Below are 14,602 nucleotides of genomic sequence, written 5' to 3'. Positions count from 1 at the left end.
CCACCGACAGACTTTTTCGATGACTCCGCTACAGCGCGCGCATGCTGTTGTTCCGCGCATTGTGGGTGAGCTCTGCAAGGCCGAGCTCTTCGAGTAGCGGTGGCAGATACATGCCGAAGCGGCCGCGGTATCCGTTCCTGAGCCCGTACCAACCACCGACCGGGTTGTCCGGCGAGCGCCCCCACGCTTCGACCGTGTCCGGCGCAGCCGGCTTCTTCTCGTCAGCGGCACCGAGCAATACCCAGTCGCCACGTTCGGTCAGCCAACCGTGCAGGTCTTCGATTGCCTCGATGCGGTATCGCAGAGTCGTCGACCCCACCTGGCACACGAGGGCAGGTGGCTCGTGGTCGGGATCGCGGTACATGGTGTACGCCGAGGTGCCGGGGGCGGTGGTGAGAGCCCACGGGTCGGATTTCGTTCCGCTGGTCATGGCCTGGGTCCGTTCCGTTGTCGCAGTCGGCCGACGGACAGAAAGATCGACCGAGCACGGTGATTGCCTTACACGGCACGGTCAGTGTGGGCCGACCTGACGGCGAGCACAACCAACTCCCGCCCCCTGGACAGGTTCGGGGTCGTACGTCACGGAGCGACGGTGCGGTACCGCAGCATCATCTCGTGGTCCTCGTGGTCGAGCATGTGGCAGTGCCACATGTACCCCTGCAATTCGGACGGACCCGCAGCCGGCATGTCGTGACCATTCATGTCGTGACCGCTCATATCGTGACCGCCGTGGTGTGCGGCCGGTCCCGCGAACGTGGCGTCGGGATCGAAGCCGAGTTCGTCGGCCGTCGGGAATCGAACGAGGATCTGGGTAACGGTGCCCGGGTACGTGTTGACGGTGTCTTTCCACCCGGCTTCCCAGGTGGCCGGCGGCACCGAGGGTCCGGTGAGGAACTTCTCCACCGGCGGAGCCCATTTGGCGCCGAACGTCGGCCGGGGGAAGTTGCGTTGGTACGCCGCGAGGTCGATGGGTATTCGCCCCAGCGTCCGGAAGTGCGCCAGGTGCAGGTGAATTGGGTGCGGCTCCACCGTCGTGTTGACGATGTTCCACATCTCCACGGTGCCCTGCTTGGGCATCTCGATGTCCGGGTCGGAGTACCGCAGGTTGTTCAAGTTCATCAGCGTCATGTCGAGGTTCAGCCCACCGGAGGGCTGGTTGACGGTGACGGTGCGCGTGAAGGTGGGTGTCGGCAACGCGGGCAACAGATCCGGCTGCCCCTTTCCCCCGCGCAGCAATGACGGCATCCCGCCCCGGAACCCCGCCGCGGACGCGACGCGGAACTGGCAGAACATCGGCATCGGGACGGCTCCGAGGGACGCGGCCTGCGCCGGCGGAGGCTCGTCGTTCAGCAGCTCGACGAGGGCACCTGCCTCGACGGCTCCGAAGTCGACGAGGATGTCGGCACGCTCGGCGGGCGCGAGCCGGATGCTGGTGGTCTCCACCGGCGCGTCGAGTAATCCACCGTCGTTTCCGATGACCCAGAATCGCAACTTGTTGGTGAAGAACAGGTTCCACACGCTGTACGACCCGGCGTTGACGAGCCGCAGCCGGTACATGCCCCGGGCCACTTCCATCGTCGGCCAGATCTTGCCGTTGACGACGCCGACGTCGCCGGTACCGCCGCCCTCCCACTTACCCTGCGGCACAGTGATATTCGAGCGGATACTCATGCTGCCGTCTGGATTCATGATCTTTTCCTGCAGCACCAACGGCAACTCGAATTCGCCCGAGGGCAGACCGAGGGCGTTGTCGGATGTGCCGGTGTCCCACCGATCACGGACGAGGTTCATCCCGAGCAGGCCCGCGTACACGTTGATACGTGTCATGGACATGGCGTGGTCGTGGTACCAGAGTCCGGCGGCGTCGTTCAGACCCGAGAAGTTGTGCGTCATCGACTCACCCGGGCGCACCAGCATCTCGGAGTGCCCGTCGCTCGCGGGTTCGGTGACGGCACCGTGCAGGTGCAGTGCCGTCGGCGTCATCGTGCGATCCATCTCGCTCATGCCGTGCAGCGAGGTGTCTACGTCGGCGGCGAGTGGGTTGCCTGCGGTGGTGTTGGAGTACTTCAGCGTCCACGGCTCGCCCTGCTGCGATTCGATGGTGGGCCCGAGGTAGTCGCACTGACCGTAGCCGAACGTAGGCCCGGGCCTGAGATCGGCGTGGAAAGAGTGGGTGGCGCTGTGCGCGTCGAGGGAGATCTCGGTACCGCTGATCAGCGGCAACCGCGGTAGCTCGTCACGGAACGGCGTCAGCTGCGGCGAATGGAACAGCAGTGGGCTCTGCCCTCGGAGGAAGTCGTCGGCCAGCGCTCGACGCGTCGTCGACGCCACGGGTATCGCGGCTGCTCCGGCTGCCACTGCGGCCGCCGCCAGCCCACGTAGGGCGGTGCGTCTGGACACGGAGCCGCTCACCCGGCCACCTTCCTCCTGGTTGTGATGGGGCCCATACTATGTGCTGGTCGGCTCCCGCCGTCACCCCACACTCGGATCGTCCGGCACGTTCCTGCCGGTGGAGGGATCTATTTCGTCATGGCAACAATTTCTTTCGAGCGCACGACCAGGCTTTTTCCCGGCTCCGACACCCCCGCGGTGAACGAGCTCGACCTGCACATCGAGGACGGTGAGTTCCTCGTTCTGGTCGGCCCCTCCGGGTGCGGCAAGTCGACGTCGCTCCGGATGCTCGCCGGGCTCGAGGAGGTCAACTCGGGACGCATCCTCATCGGCGGCAAGGACGTCACCAATTCCGAACCAAAGGATCGCGATATCGCGATGGTGTTCCAGAACTACGCGCTGTACCCCCACATGACCGTCGCCGAGAATATGGGGTTCGCGCTCAAGCTGGCGAAGGCGAACAAGGAGGACATTCGCACTCGCGTCGAGGAGGCCGCCAAGCTGCTCGACCTCGAGCCGTACCTGGACCGCAAGCCGAAGGCGCTCTCCGGCGGCCAGCGGCAGCGAGTTGCCATGGGGCGCGCCATCGTTCGGCAGCCCCAGGTGTTTTTGATGGACGAGCCGCTGTCCAATCTCGATGCCAAACTGAGGGTTCAGACGCGGACGCAGATCGCTCAGTTGCAGCGTCGGCTCGGCACGACAACGGTGTATGTCACGCACGATCAGGTCGAGGCCATGACGATGGGTGATCGCGTCGCTGTCCTGAAAGGTGGTGTGCTGCAACAGTGCGCCACCCCGCGTGAGCTCTACCGAACCCCGGTGAACGCATTCGTCGCCGGGTTCATGGGTTCACCGTCGATGAATCTGTTCCGCGCTCCGGTCACCGACGGCGGCGTCCGCCTGGCCGATCAGGTAGTCCCGGTCCCACGTCAGACCCTCGGTTCCGCGACCGAGGTGATGTTCGGCATTCGTCCCGAGCACATCGAAATCGCCGACAGCGGAATTGCTCTCGAGATCGACGTCGTCGAAGAACTCGGCTCCGAGGCCTTCGTGTTCGGCCGCGCGGACATCAACGGCCGGACCGAAACCATTGTCGCTCGGGCCGATTGGCGCAGCCCGCCCGAGAAGGGCGACCGCGTTCACGTCCGCATCGACGAGGCCCATGCGCACATCTTCGACGCCTCCGCCGAAGGTCACCGCCTGAACTGACCGTCGTGCGCGTTGTGCGTACCCCTGGGGACGCACAACGCGCACGACCTCAGACCAGCAGCTCGGCGATCTGAATGGTGTTGAGTGCGGCACCCTTACGCAGGTTGTCGCCCGAGACGAACAACGCGAGTCCGCGGCCCTCGGGGACGCCCGGATCCTGGCGGATGCGGCCGACGAGGGAGTCGTCCTTGCCTGCGGCTTCCAGCGGGGTCGGCACGTCGACCAGCGAGACACCCGGTGCGGAGGCCAGCAGTTCACGAGCGCGTTCCACCGACAGCGGTGAAGCGAACTCGGCGTTGATCGACAGCGAGTGCCCGGTGAAGACCGGAACGCGCACGCACGTTCCGCTGACCAGCAGGTCGGGCAGTCCGAGGATCTTGCGCGATTCGTTGCGCAGCTTCTGGTCCTCGTCGGTCTCGCCGGATCCGTCGTCGACCAACGCGCCGGCCAGCGGCAGGACGTTGAAAGCGATGGGCGCGACGTACTTGTTCGGGGCCGGGAAATCGACCGACGAACCGTCGTGCACCAGTTTTTCGACGTCGTCGATGACGGCGCGTGCCTGCGTGGCGAGCTCGTCGACGCCGGCGAGTCCGCTACCGGACACCGCCTGGTAACTCGAGACGATCAACCGCTGCAAGCCGGCTTCGTCGTGCAACACCTTGAGCACCGGCATGGCGGCCATGGTGGTGCAGTTGGGGTTGGCGATGATGCCGCGGGGCGGGTTCTTCGCGGCCTCGGGGTTGACCTCGCTGACAACCAGCGGCACATCGGAGTCCTTGCGGAACGCCGACGAGTTGTCGATGACGGTGGCGCCTGCGGCAGCGAATCGCGGTGCCTGCTCACGCGAAAGCGTGGCACCGGCCGAGAACAGTGCGATGTCGATACCGGTGAGGTCCGCGGTGGACGCGTCCTCGACGATGATCTCCTCGCCGCGGAACGGCAGCTTCTTGCCCGCCGAGCGTGCGGAGGCGAAGAATCGAACGGTGTCGGCGGGAAAGTTGCGCTCCTCCAACAGGGTTCGCATGACGGCACCGACCTGGCCGGTGGCTCCTACGACTGCAACTGTGGTCATGGCTATCGTCCTGTTCCTGCGTGCACGACGGCTTCTTCGTCGCCGCCGAGATCGAAGGCGGCGTGCAGTGCGCGCACGGCATCGTCGAGCTGAGTGTCGCTGCACAGCACCGAGATACGGATCTCGGAGGTGCTGATGAGATCGATGTTGATGCCGGCGTCGGCGAGGGCCTCACAGAACGTCGCGGTGACGCCGGGGTGGCTCTTCATACCGGCACCGACGAGCGAGACCTTGCCGATGTGGTCGTCGTAGAGCACCTGCGCGAAGCCGATATCGGCCTGCAGCTTGGTGAGCTTCTCCACGGCCGTCGGACCGTCGGCCTTGGGGCAGGTGAAGGTGATGTCGGTCTTGCCGGTGTCGATCTTGGAGACGTTCTGCAACACCATGTCGATGTTGATCTCGGAGTCGGCCACGGCGCGAAAGACCTTGGCGGCGTAGCCCGGTGTGTCGGGCAGACCGACGACGGTGACCTTCGCCTCGCTGCGATCGTGTGCGACGCCGGTGAGAATTGCTTCTTCCACTGGAATGTCCTCCATAGATCCGGAGACGATCGTTCCGGGTTTGGTGGTGTACGACGAGCGCACGTGAACGGGAACGTTGTAACGACGGGCATATTCGACGCAGCGCAGCATGAGCACCTTCGCCCCGCAGGCTGCCATTTCGAGCATCTCCTCGAACGAGACCGTCTCGAGGTGGCGTGCGTTGGGAACGATGCGCGGGTCTGCGGTGAAGATGCCGTCGACGTCGGTGTAGATCTCGCAGACGTCGGCGTTCAAGGCCGCGGCGAGCGCGACGGCGGTGGTGTCGGACCCACCACGACCGAGCGTCGTGACGTCCTTGCTGTCCTGGCTGACGCCCTGGAAGCCGGCGACGAGCACGATCGAGCCCTCGTCGAGTGCGCTGCGGACGCGGCCGGGGGTGACGTCGATGATCTTGGCGTTGCCGTGCACGCTGGTGGTGACGACGCCTGCCTGGGAACCGGTGAACGACCGTGCCTCGGCGCCGAGCGAGTGGATGGCCATCGCGACCAGTGCGTTGGAGATGCGTTCACCCGAGGTGAGCAGCATGTCCATCTCGCGAGCGGGCGGGGCCGGGCACACCTGCTGTGCCAGGTCGAGCAGTTCGTCGGTGGTGTCGCCCATCGCCGATACGACGACGACAACGTCGTTGCCCGCCTTCTTGGTCTCGACGATTCGTTCAGCGACGCGTCGGATACGTTCGGCGGTCCCCACCGACGATCCACCGTACTTCTGGACGATGAGAGCCACGCGTTTTACCTCCGCTGGATAGCCGACAATCGTTCGATTGTCCGCGGGTCACCTTACCGAGCGAATGCCCCGAGCAGTGGGCCGGGTAGCTCCGAGCTGGGACTTTAGGGCCTCTCGCCTGCCTTAACATGTTCGAGTGACCGTTCCCGAACATCTCCCACCACCGCCGGCTCGAGGCCTGAAGGTGCTCTTCGGGCTCCCCGCTGTCGGCCGGCGTTGGCCCGGTGGACTGCGTTCCGCCCTGGCGTTCGGTGTTCCGGCGATCCTGGCGTGGCTGCTCGGCTTCCACACCGAGGCACTGCTGGTGGTCTCGGGCAGTTTCGCGGTGATCTACGGCGAGGGCCGTCCCTACCGGTCGCGGTGGTGGGTGGTGCTGACCGCAGGGGCCGCCCTGGTGGCCTCGGTGTGGCTGGGCGCGACGGCCGGTCGGCTCGCCCTCGACTTCGGCGAGACCGGGTGGGCGCGGATGATCCCGGTGACTGTGTTGTCCGTTCTCGCTCTCGTCGCGGTCTACGTCGTGGCAGCGCTGCGACTCGGCCCGCCCGGAGCGTTCTTCTTCGTGCTGGTGTGCGCGGTGGCGTCGTACCTCCCTGCCGCCGACATCAGCGCGACCCGCGGTGCCGTGTGCGCGGCGATCGGGGTGGCGTCGGCGCTGGTGGTCGCGATGTCCGGGGTGGTGCGTGACCCGAGGGGTCCCGAACGGGCGGCCGTCGGTGCGGCCGTGGCGGCGATCGAGAAGTACACGACATCGCCGACGGCGTCCGTGGGCGATCGACATACCGCCGCCTCGCGTCTGCACGCGGCGTGGGCCGCGGTGTACGAGGCCGGGTCGACGCGCGGGACCTCGCGCCCCGCGCTGGTACAAACGCTGTTCGACGCCCATCTCGCGTTTGCGGCCGCCACGAGGGCGCGCGCCGGTGCAGTCCCGGATCCGGAAAGTGCGGTGGAATCGCCACGAGATCAGCTGCCGCTGGCGCGTCCGGGCATCGGGTATCGGTTGAAGCGGTCGTTGCATCGAGATTCGCACGCGGCGTCGACGGCGATCCGGGTGTTCTGCGCGGCGGCAGGTGCCGGCGGGATCAGTGTGGCGATGGGTTTGAGCAGGCCGGATTGGGCGATCCTCGGTGCCGTCCTGGTTCTCCAGCAGGGGCCGGATCGTGTGCACGGGACGTATCGCGGCATGCAGCGGCTCGGCGGAACGCTGGCCGGAGTGGTGCTGTTCTCGGCGATCTATCTTTCGCCGCTGACCGGTCTCGCGGTGATCGTGGTGTTGATGGTGTTGCAGTTCGCGATCGAGATCAGTGTGGCGCGCAATTACGGTCTCGCCGTCACGTTCATCACCCCACTCGCGTTACTGATGGGGACCATCTCGCATCCGGGCGCTCCACTCGGCGGCATCGTCGTCGATCGGGTGGTGGAGACCGCGGTGGGCGTCGCCCTTGCCTTCGCGGCGCTGTGGTTGTTGTTACCGGGCGCTTTTCGGCGCGCGCTGCTGTGGTCCGATCGGCGGGTTCTGGAGTTGACCGACCGATTGTTGACGGCCCTCCGAAGCGAAAACGCCTCGGCAGCAGCCACTATGGAGCTACGACGAGATATCCAGTTCGAGCTGGTCGGTGCCGCGCTCGCGGGAGCCGAAGCGGCGCACAACGATCGCCGCTGGGCGCATCGGATGTGGGACAAGCATGCAGAGGTCGATCATCTCGGATACGAACTGCTCGCACGGTGTTGGACCGCGGACGATGTCGGACGACCGAACGACATAGATCAGTGGCAGCGCAGGCACGACACCGTGACCGGAAAATTCGACTCCCGAACCCTGGGGTAGGCGGTCGGTCTGCGGTAGTACACTCACCCCATGCTGCGAGCTCTCCTTCTTAACAGCCGCGACGGGGTCTGAGACCAGACTGGCTTCCCGTCGCGGGGTTCGTTGCGCCGGTCGAACACCATTGCTCTGATCTGTACGGAGAGACGAAGACCATGTCACCAGCCGACGCATTCACCTCGGGATCCCGCACCATCACCCCGCCCTCGCGGCCCGCGCCCAGCGACCAGCCTGCGTGGAACACCCAGAAGAACTCCTCGATGCCCACGTTCCGTTATCGGCCGTTCGCCGAGGAAGTGGAGCCCGTCACCCTCCCCGACCGCACGTGGCCGGACAAGATCATCGACCGGACGCCGCAGTGGTGCGCAGTCGATCTGCGTGACGGCAACCAGGCGCTGATCGATCCGATGAGCCCCGCGCGCAAGCGCCGCATGTTCGACCTGCTCGTTCGGATGGGCTACAAGCAGATCGAGGTCGGCTTCCCGTCCGCCAGCCAGACCGACTTCGACTTCGTCCGCGAAATCATCGAGGACGGCGCGATTCCCGACGACGTCACCATCCAGGTTCTGACGCAGTGCCGTCCCGAGCTGATCGAGCGCACGTTCGTCGCGTGCGAGGGCGCTCGCAGCGTCATCGTGCACTTCTACAACTCGACGTCGATCCTGCAGCGCAAAGTGGTGTTCCGGGCCGATCGTGACGTCATCAAGAAGATCGCGACCGACGGTGCTCGCAAGGTACTCGAAGAAGCGGCCAAGTTCCCCGATACCGACTGGCGCTACGAGTACTCCCCCGAGTCCTACACCGGCACCGAACTCAGCTACGCCAAAGAGGTGTGCGACGCGGTCACCGCGGTCATCGACCCGACGCCCGAGAAGCCTCTGATCCTGAACCTGCCGGCCACCGTCGAGATGGCGACGCCGAACGTCTACGCCGACTCGATCGAGTGGATGAGCCGCAACCTCGATCGTCGCGACAGCATCGTGCTGTCTCTGCACCCGCACAACGACCGCGGAACCGGTGTTGCCGCAGCCGAACTCGGCTACCAGGCCGGTGCCGATCGCATCGAGGGATGCCTGTTCGGCAACGGTGAGCGCACCGGCAACGTCTGTCTGGTCACGCTCGGCCTGAATCTGTTCACCCGCGGCGTCGATCCGCAGATCGACTTCTCCAACATCGACGAGATTCGCCGCACGGTCGAGTACTGCAACCAGTTGCCCGTCGCCGAGCGCCACCCCTATGGCGGCGACCTGGTGTACACCGCGTTCTCGGGCAGCCATCAGGACGCCATCAACAAGGGCCTCGATGCCATGAAAGTCACCGCCGACGAACAGGGTTCGGACATCGGCGACATCACCTGGCAGGTGCCGTACCTGCCCATCGACCCCAAGGACGTCGGCCGCACCTACGAGGCCGTCATCCGCGTCAACTCGCAGTCCGGCAAGGGCGGCGTCGCGTACATCATGAAGTCCGATCACGGACTGAACCTGCCGCGTCGCCTTCAAATCGAGTTCTCCCAGGCAGTCCAGCGCATCACCGACGGTGAGGGCGGCGAGGTCTCGCCGAAGGAGATGTGGGACGTCTTCGCCGAGGAGTACCTGACGCCGATCCGTCCGCTCGAGCGCATCAAGCAGTCGGTACAGGCTGCCGAGATCGACGGCGGAACCGACACCATCACCGCCACGGTCAAGGTCGACGGCGTCGAGCAGGAAATCTCCGGCTCCGGCAACGGGCCACTCGCCTCGTTCGTCGACGCGCTGTCCACCATCGGTTACGACGTCAGCGTCCTCGACTACTCCGAGCACGCACTGTCCGCAGGCGACGACGCCCAGGCCGCCGCCTACGTCGAAGCCTCGGTCACCTCGCCTGCAGGTGTCGCCACCACCGTCTGGGGCGTCGGAATCGCTACCTCGATCACCACCGCGTCGCTGCGTGCTGTGGTGTCTGCCGTGAACCGCGCACTGAAGTAACTTCGCTGCTCGACGAAAAGCCGCCCATTCGCTTCGAGTGGGCGGCTTTTCGCGTCCGCGGCTCACCGCTGCTCGGCAGTTCTGGAGTGCCTGGCTGCGATGGACACGACCACGGTGAGAGATGCGATGACGATCATCGCGCCGAGGGTGCGGCCGTATCCGGTCAGCAGCTGATCCACCGCGGCCTCCGACACGTCACTGACCGTTCCCGCGAACACGTACTTGCGCAGTTCCAGGGGCATTGCGCTGGTCACGACCGACAGAATCACGGCTGTCCCGACGACGAATCCGCTGGTCTGCAGAAGCAGGCGCATGGCGTTGGCGATGCCGAGACGTTCGTCGGGGAGATCACGCATCAAGGCCGTCGCATTGGATGGCATGAACAACCCGGAACCGAATCCTGCGAGCGCCAGCCCGGTGAGGACGACCGCCGCGTGCATCCGTCCCGTTGTCGACACCAGAAGAATCAACAGAGCGACCACGGTCAGAACATTGCCGGCGACGGACAGCGACGACGCAGAGATCTTGCGCTGCAACGGCCCGGATCCGAGCGAGGCGACAAGCGCTGCGACGGCGACAGGCAGCACCATCAGCCCTGCTTCGAGTGGGCTGACTCCCGAGACTGCTTGGAAGTAAAGAGCGAACAGAAGCACGATCCCGCTCTGTGAAATCGAGTTCATGAAGGACGCCAGGAGGCCGAATCCGAACGGCCAGTGTTTAAACAAAGCGACGTCGATGAGTGGGTCGGGCACACGCCGCTCGAACCACAGAAACAGCGGGACCACCACGACTGCCACCGCCAGACCGCCGACCACGAGTGGGTGCGACCAGCCCAGTGACGTGGCTTGCGACAGTGCGGCCAGACCACTGGTCAACGCCACGAGAATCATTGCGTTGCCTCGCAAGTCGAGCGAATAGCCTTTCGCACCACCACGGGGCGGAGACTTCAGCGCGATGGCACCCCAGATGAGACAGAGAATCCCGATCGGAACGTTGAACCAGAACACCCAGCGCCACCCGGCTTGCTGCGCGATCAAGCCACCCAAGGTAGGCCCGCACAGCTGCGCGATGGAGAACGACGCCAGATAGATGCCCATCCCTTCCCCGAGTCTGTGACGGGGAAACGCTGCGGTCACCAGTGCCGCACTATTGGTGAGCAACATGGCACCCCCCGCCGCCTGCAACACGCGAAAAGCGACGAGCCACCACGCATTCGGGGCGAGACCGCACAATATGCTGCCGGTGGTGTACAGGCCGAGACCGGTGAGATACATGGTTCGACGGCCGAACATGTCGGCCATCCGTCCGAACGCAACCAGAAGCACGGTATTGGTCAGCAGGTACGCGAGCAGGATCCAGCTGGCGGCCACACTGCTGGCGTCGAAGTGGCGAACGACCGTCGGCAGAGCAACGTTGAGGGCGCTCCCGGACATCCCCGACACCATGCTGGCGAACGCAACCACCGACAGCGTTCTCCACGCATCGTGCATGACCTGACGCTCGGATCGGGGTTCCACCTTCCGCCGCGGTGCCGTGCATTCGGTGTCGGGCCGAGCCGTCATTGTCTGCGCCCCGAATTCGTTGTGGGCGAACCGAAGCCCGACTCGAGAAAGACCACCATCGACTCGACGGATGAGTGTGCAGCTTTCAACACGTCTGGATCCTCGATGTGCCGATACATGACGCCCACCAGATCCTCGACCTCCGTCGTTCCCGAATTTCGAAGAGCTGCAACCTGTTCGATGCGTCGTCTTCGTGCGGCAACTCGATACAGCGCCGCGGCCTCCACATCAGCGATCACCGGCCCGTGCCCCGGCAATCCGACTGTCGATCCCCCGTGACCGACCTCCGCCAACATGCGCAGGCTCTCGATCATGTCCGCCAGCAACGCCGGGTGGACGACCGGTGAGCCGCCGCCGAGCAGGGTGTCACCGGTCAACACGGCGTCGTCGTCCGGCAAACTCACGCACACCGAATCTCGAGTGTGCCCGGGCGTACCCAGAATTCGAGCCGTCACGTGCCCTGCCAACACCATTCGTTGCAGGTGCTCGATCGGGGTTCGCCCGAATACCGCACGCTGCGCAAGCACCGGTGCCTTCGTACGTTCGGCCAGCGCATGCGCCCCATCGGCGTGGTCGTTGTGTCCGTGCGTCAGTACGATTTCCGTCACTGTCCGACGGCCGGCAGCGGCCAGGATCGACTCCAGGTGTCCGGCATCTGCCGGCCCCGGATCGATCACCGCGCACTGCGAGGCATCGGGAGCACCGATCAACCACGTATTGGTGCCCTCGAACGTCCACGCCCCGGCATTGGGAGCCAGTAGTCGCTCGACACGAGGTGCAACCCGAACGGCGACACCGGGTAGAGGTATCGCCTCTCTCGATCCAGACATACACGCCCTCCCTAGAAGCAACTTCTAGAATCGTACTCTCTAATTGACCCGAGGTAGGTACGAAACGGCACGACGTTCGAGCCGGGAAAGCCAAAAAGCCCGGTGCGCAACAAAATTGCACACCGGGCCGAGAGGTCGAGGCCTAGTCGGAAGCGATCTTCCGAATCAGGTCGCACATGATGTCGGCGACCACACCTGCCTGCTTCTTCGTCCGGCAGTTCAGAATGACCTCGCGCGACGATTCGACGATGATGTCGGTCAGCACCCCGACGGTGATTCGCTGCGCACTGTCGTCACCCGGGCCGAGCAGCGCCGAGTTCTGCCTGATCCATTCGATGCGATTCTCCCTGCGCAGCTTCTCGAAACCAGGCGGCCCGTCGTTGTCCACAAAAACGAGAGCGACTTCGCGGCGCTGCCAACTTCCGTTGAGGAACGCACGTGCGCCGACACAGAACAGGTCGAGCGGATCGGTGGTGCCGCCCCGGCGCTCGGCGATGACCGACGCCCTGACCTGTTCGAGGTGTGCCGTGTTGTGACGATCCCACAACGCGGTGAACAGCTCGGATTTGCCGCCGAAATGGTGGTACAGACTGCCCGTGCTCGATCCGGCCCGCTCGACGATGTCGGAGATGCTCGCGTTGACGAAACCCGACTCCGCGAACACCTCTTGAGCCGCGTCGAGGAGCTTGCGCTGGGTCTCGCCGGTCTTGCTCCACTGCCACGTCGTCGAACCGGCCCGTTCGGTCATGATCCCCACCAATCCTCTTCGCTTTCGCCCCACCCGAGGGGTAAAGCGTAATTCTAGAATTGGCAGCTGGTCAAGCCGAATCCACCCACCGACCTCAGGCTGCAGCGAGGATCAGAGTCGAGCCTGCCGCGAACATTCCACCGTTGCCCTGCACCAAGCTGGTCTGCACGCCGTCCACCTGTGCCGGAGCCGTTCCTCGTAGTTGACGGACCGATTCCATGATGGCGAACATGCCGTACATCCCTGTGTGGGTGTACGACAAGCCACCGCCGTTGGTGTTCATCGGCAGCGAACCACCGGGAGCTGTGTGACCCGAACGGACGAACTCGCCCGACTCCCCCCTGCCTACGAAGCCCAGATCCTCGAGTCCGTACAACGGCAGATGCGCGAACGCGTCGTAGATCATCAGATGGTCGATATCGGCAGGCGTCATCTGTGCCGCCCGAAACGCGTCGGCACCCGAATTCTTGAATCCTTTGAAGGTGGTGAAGTCCTCCATCATCGAGATACCCGACGACTCATAACCCTCACCGGTCCCCAGCACACGAACCGCCGGAACGTCGAGATCCTTCGCCCGTTCTCGTGTGGTCAGCACCAGAGCTCCACCACCATCGGTGACCAGACAGCATTCGAGAAGATGAAACGGCCAGGCTATGACCGGCGAGTTCTGCACGTCGTCGACCGTGATCGGTTCACGAAACTTGGCCCGTGGATTCAGTGAAGCCCACTTCCGTTGCGCGACGGCCACATCGGCGAGATGGCGCGCCTCGGTTCCGGTCTCCTTCATGAACCTCAGGAACGGGAGGGTGAATCTGCTCGGCGGCCCGGTCACGCCGTAGGGAGCCTCGAACTGGCCGACGACCGAGGCCGGATCGGGCGTGTAGCGAGGCGCACCGACCTGAGATCGACCGGATTCACCGTGGGTGATCAGTACGACGGAGCAATGCCCTGCTTCGATCGCCGCCACGGCGTGTCGAACATGAGTGAGGAACGACGTTCCTCCGACGCTGGTGGTGTCCATCCAGCGTGGTTCGATCCCCAGGCTGTGTGCCACCGAGATCGGCCCCGGCATCGACACGCCGGCGATACCGTCGACCTCACTCTTGTCGATTCCGCAGTCCCGTAGCGCATTACGTGCAGCTTCGGTGTGCAGCCTCATCGTCGAATGATTCGGGAGCGTTCCGATCTCGTCGGTTTCTGCTGCCCCGACGATGACCACCCCGCCGCTCATGCCGACGCTCCGGTCGGTGCGAACACGGGGACCCACATCTCACCGCGTGGCTCGAACTGCACACTCAGCTCCATGTCCAGCGGCAGATTCTCCGGGAGCGGTTCCACGCCGACGATATTGGTCATCATGCGCGGCCCCTCCTCGAGCTGTACTACGGCAACGACATACGGACCGTCGTTCTCGAAGCCGGGCCCGGGCCGATGTTCGATCACGTAGGAGTACAAGGTCGCACGTCCCGAGCACTTGATCCACTCCACCAGGTCCGAACTGCACGCCGGGCAGAAGTCTCTCGGATAGAAGTACACATGGGAGCACGCCTGGCAGCGCTGGACGGACAAACGCCCCTCCGCTGCCGCATCCCAGTACGGTCGTGTCTCGGGGGTCGGCGACGGTGCCATTTTCGCACGTGGCTTCCTGACCGCCTCGGCCTTGCCACGGAGTTCTTCGATCGTTCCGGTCATAATCGGTCGCTCGATTCTGTCGTCGAATTCTTCTGTTGTGC

The 14,602-nt window shown here is 64.7% G+C and carries 12 protein-coding genes; 3 read left to right on the top strand and 9 right to left on the bottom strand.

The features are described 5' to 3' along the window. Positions 1-28 precede the first annotated feature (28 nt). Positions 29-430, bottom strand: a complete 402-nt coding sequence (locus CH262_RS04960) for a DUF6855 family protein (protein WP_032385994.1) — start codon at positions 428-430, stop codon at positions 29-31. Between the two features lie 149 nt (positions 431-579). Next, positions 580-2,412: a multicopper oxidase family protein gene (locus tag CH262_RS04955; protein WP_094717120.1), complete on the bottom strand. Its 1,833-nt coding sequence runs from the start codon at positions 2,410-2,412 to the stop codon at positions 580-582. Between the two features lie 117 nt (positions 2,413-2,529). On the opposite strand from CH262_RS04955, the gene CH262_RS04950 reads away from it, so the two are divergent. Beyond that, a complete protein-coding gene (locus CH262_RS04950) occupies positions 2,530-3,600 on the top strand; it encodes an ABC transporter ATP-binding protein (protein WP_032364567.1) in 1,071 nt (356 codons plus the stop codon). Between the two features lie 49 nt (positions 3,601-3,649). On the opposite strand, the gene CH262_RS04945 is transcribed toward CH262_RS04950, so the two are convergent. Together CH262_RS04945 and CH262_RS04940 are read right to left on the bottom strand one after the other, a co-directional pair. Continuing rightward, entirely contained in the window at positions 3,650-4,672 is a 1,023-nt protein-coding gene (locus tag CH262_RS04945) for an aspartate-semialdehyde dehydrogenase (protein WP_027494522.1), read from the bottom strand. Between the two features lie 2 nt (positions 4,673-4,674). Continuing rightward, entirely contained in the window at positions 4,675-5,940 is a 1,266-nt protein-coding gene (locus CH262_RS04940) for an aspartate kinase (protein WP_027494523.1), read from the bottom strand. A gap of 136 nt (positions 5,941-6,076) precedes the next feature. On the opposite strand from CH262_RS04940, the gene CH262_RS04935 reads away from it, so the two are divergent. Together CH262_RS04935 and leuA are read left to right on the top strand one after the other, a co-directional pair. After that, positions 6,077-7,765, top strand: coding sequence for an FUSC family protein (locus CH262_RS04935; protein ID WP_143547068.1), 1,689 nt, complete (start codon positions 6,077-6,079; stop codon positions 7,763-7,765). Positions 7,766-7,917: 152 nt separating this feature from the next. Beyond that, positions 7,918-9,729, top strand: coding sequence for a 2-isopropylmalate synthase (gene leuA, locus CH262_RS04930; RefSeq protein ID WP_032364570.1), 1,812 nt, complete (start codon positions 7,918-7,920; stop codon positions 9,727-9,729). A gap of 62 nt (positions 9,730-9,791) precedes the next feature. On the opposite strand, the gene CH262_RS04925 is transcribed toward leuA, so the two are convergent. The 5 genes from CH262_RS04925 to CH262_RS04905 form a co-directional block, all read right to left on the bottom strand. Beyond that, positions 9,792-11,219 (bottom strand): MFS transporter, encoded by a 1,428-nt coding sequence (locus CH262_RS04925; RefSeq protein WP_230591106.1) that lies wholly within the window; start codon positions 11,217-11,219, stop codon positions 9,792-9,794. A gap of 68 nt (positions 11,220-11,287) precedes the next feature. Further along, complete coding sequence (locus CH262_RS04920; protein ID WP_052056929.1) at positions 11,288-12,121, bottom strand: MBL fold metallo-hydrolase; 834 nt, start codon at positions 12,119-12,121, stop codon at positions 11,288-11,290. 142 nt (positions 12,122-12,263) lie between these two features. Then, positions 12,264-12,869 (bottom strand): TetR/AcrR family transcriptional regulator, encoded by a 606-nt coding sequence (locus tag CH262_RS04915; protein WP_080731877.1) that lies wholly within the window; start codon positions 12,867-12,869, stop codon positions 12,264-12,266. A 94-nt stretch (positions 12,870-12,963) separates the two neighbouring features. Further along, the gene (locus tag CH262_RS04910) at positions 12,964-14,100 is read right to left on the bottom strand and encodes a thiolase C-terminal domain-containing protein (protein ID WP_032386600.1); all 1,137 of its coding nucleotides are present in this window, start codon (positions 14,098-14,100) and stop codon (positions 12,964-12,966) included. Beyond that, positions 14,097-14,561 carry a Zn-ribbon domain-containing OB-fold protein gene (locus CH262_RS04905; protein ID WP_201010600.1) on the bottom strand — a complete coding sequence of 155 codons (465 nt, stop codon included), beginning with the start codon at positions 14,559-14,561 and terminating at the stop codon, positions 14,097-14,099. Before CH262_RS04905 ends, CH262_RS04910 begins: the two co-directional genes overlap by 4 nt. Between the last annotated feature and the right edge of the window lie 41 nt (positions 14,562-14,602).

It is taken from the genome of Rhodococcus sp. 05-2255-1e (assembly GCF_002259025.1).
Taxonomy (GTDB): domain Bacteria; phylum Actinomycetota; class Actinomycetes; order Mycobacteriales; family Mycobacteriaceae; genus Rhodococcoides; species Rhodococcoides fascians.
This window is presented reverse-complemented; position numbering and strand designations above follow the sequence as displayed.

What these genes read in the sequence shown, in the direction of transcription:
- CH262_RS04945 (WP_027494522.1), bottom strand. Translation starts at nt 4,672, where the DNA reads ATGACCACAGTTGCAGTCGTAGGAGCCACCGGCCAGGTCGGTGCCGTC.
- leuA (WP_032364570.1), top strand. Translation starts at nt 7,918, where the DNA reads ATGTCACCAGCCGACGCATTCACCTCGGGATCCCGCACCATCACCCCG.
- CH262_RS04905 (WP_201010600.1), bottom strand. Translation starts at nt 14,561, where the DNA reads ATGACCGGAACGATCGAAGAACTCCGTGGCAAGGCCGAGGCGGTCAGG.
- CH262_RS04920 (WP_052056929.1), bottom strand. Translation starts at nt 12,121, where the DNA reads ATGTCTGGATCGAGAGAGGCGATACCTCTACCCGGTGTCGCCGTTCGG.
- CH262_RS04950 (WP_032364567.1), top strand. Translation starts at nt 2,530, where the DNA reads ATGGCAACAATTTCTTTCGAGCGCACGACCAGGCTTTTTCCCGGCTCC.
- CH262_RS04915 (WP_080731877.1), bottom strand. Translation starts at nt 12,869, where the DNA reads ATGACCGAACGGGCCGGTTCGACGACGTGGCAGTGGAGCAAGACCGGC.
- CH262_RS04925 (WP_230591106.1), bottom strand. Translation starts at nt 11,219, where the DNA reads ATGCACGATGCGTGGAGAACGCTGTCGGTGGTTGCGTTCGCCAGCATG.
- CH262_RS04910 (WP_032386600.1), bottom strand. Translation starts at nt 14,100, where the DNA reads ATGAGCGGCGGGGTGGTCATCGTCGGGGCAGCAGAAACCGACGAGATC.
- CH262_RS04960 (WP_032385994.1), bottom strand. Translation starts at nt 430, where the DNA reads ATGACCAGCGGAACGAAATCCGACCCGTGGGCTCTCACCACCGCCCCC.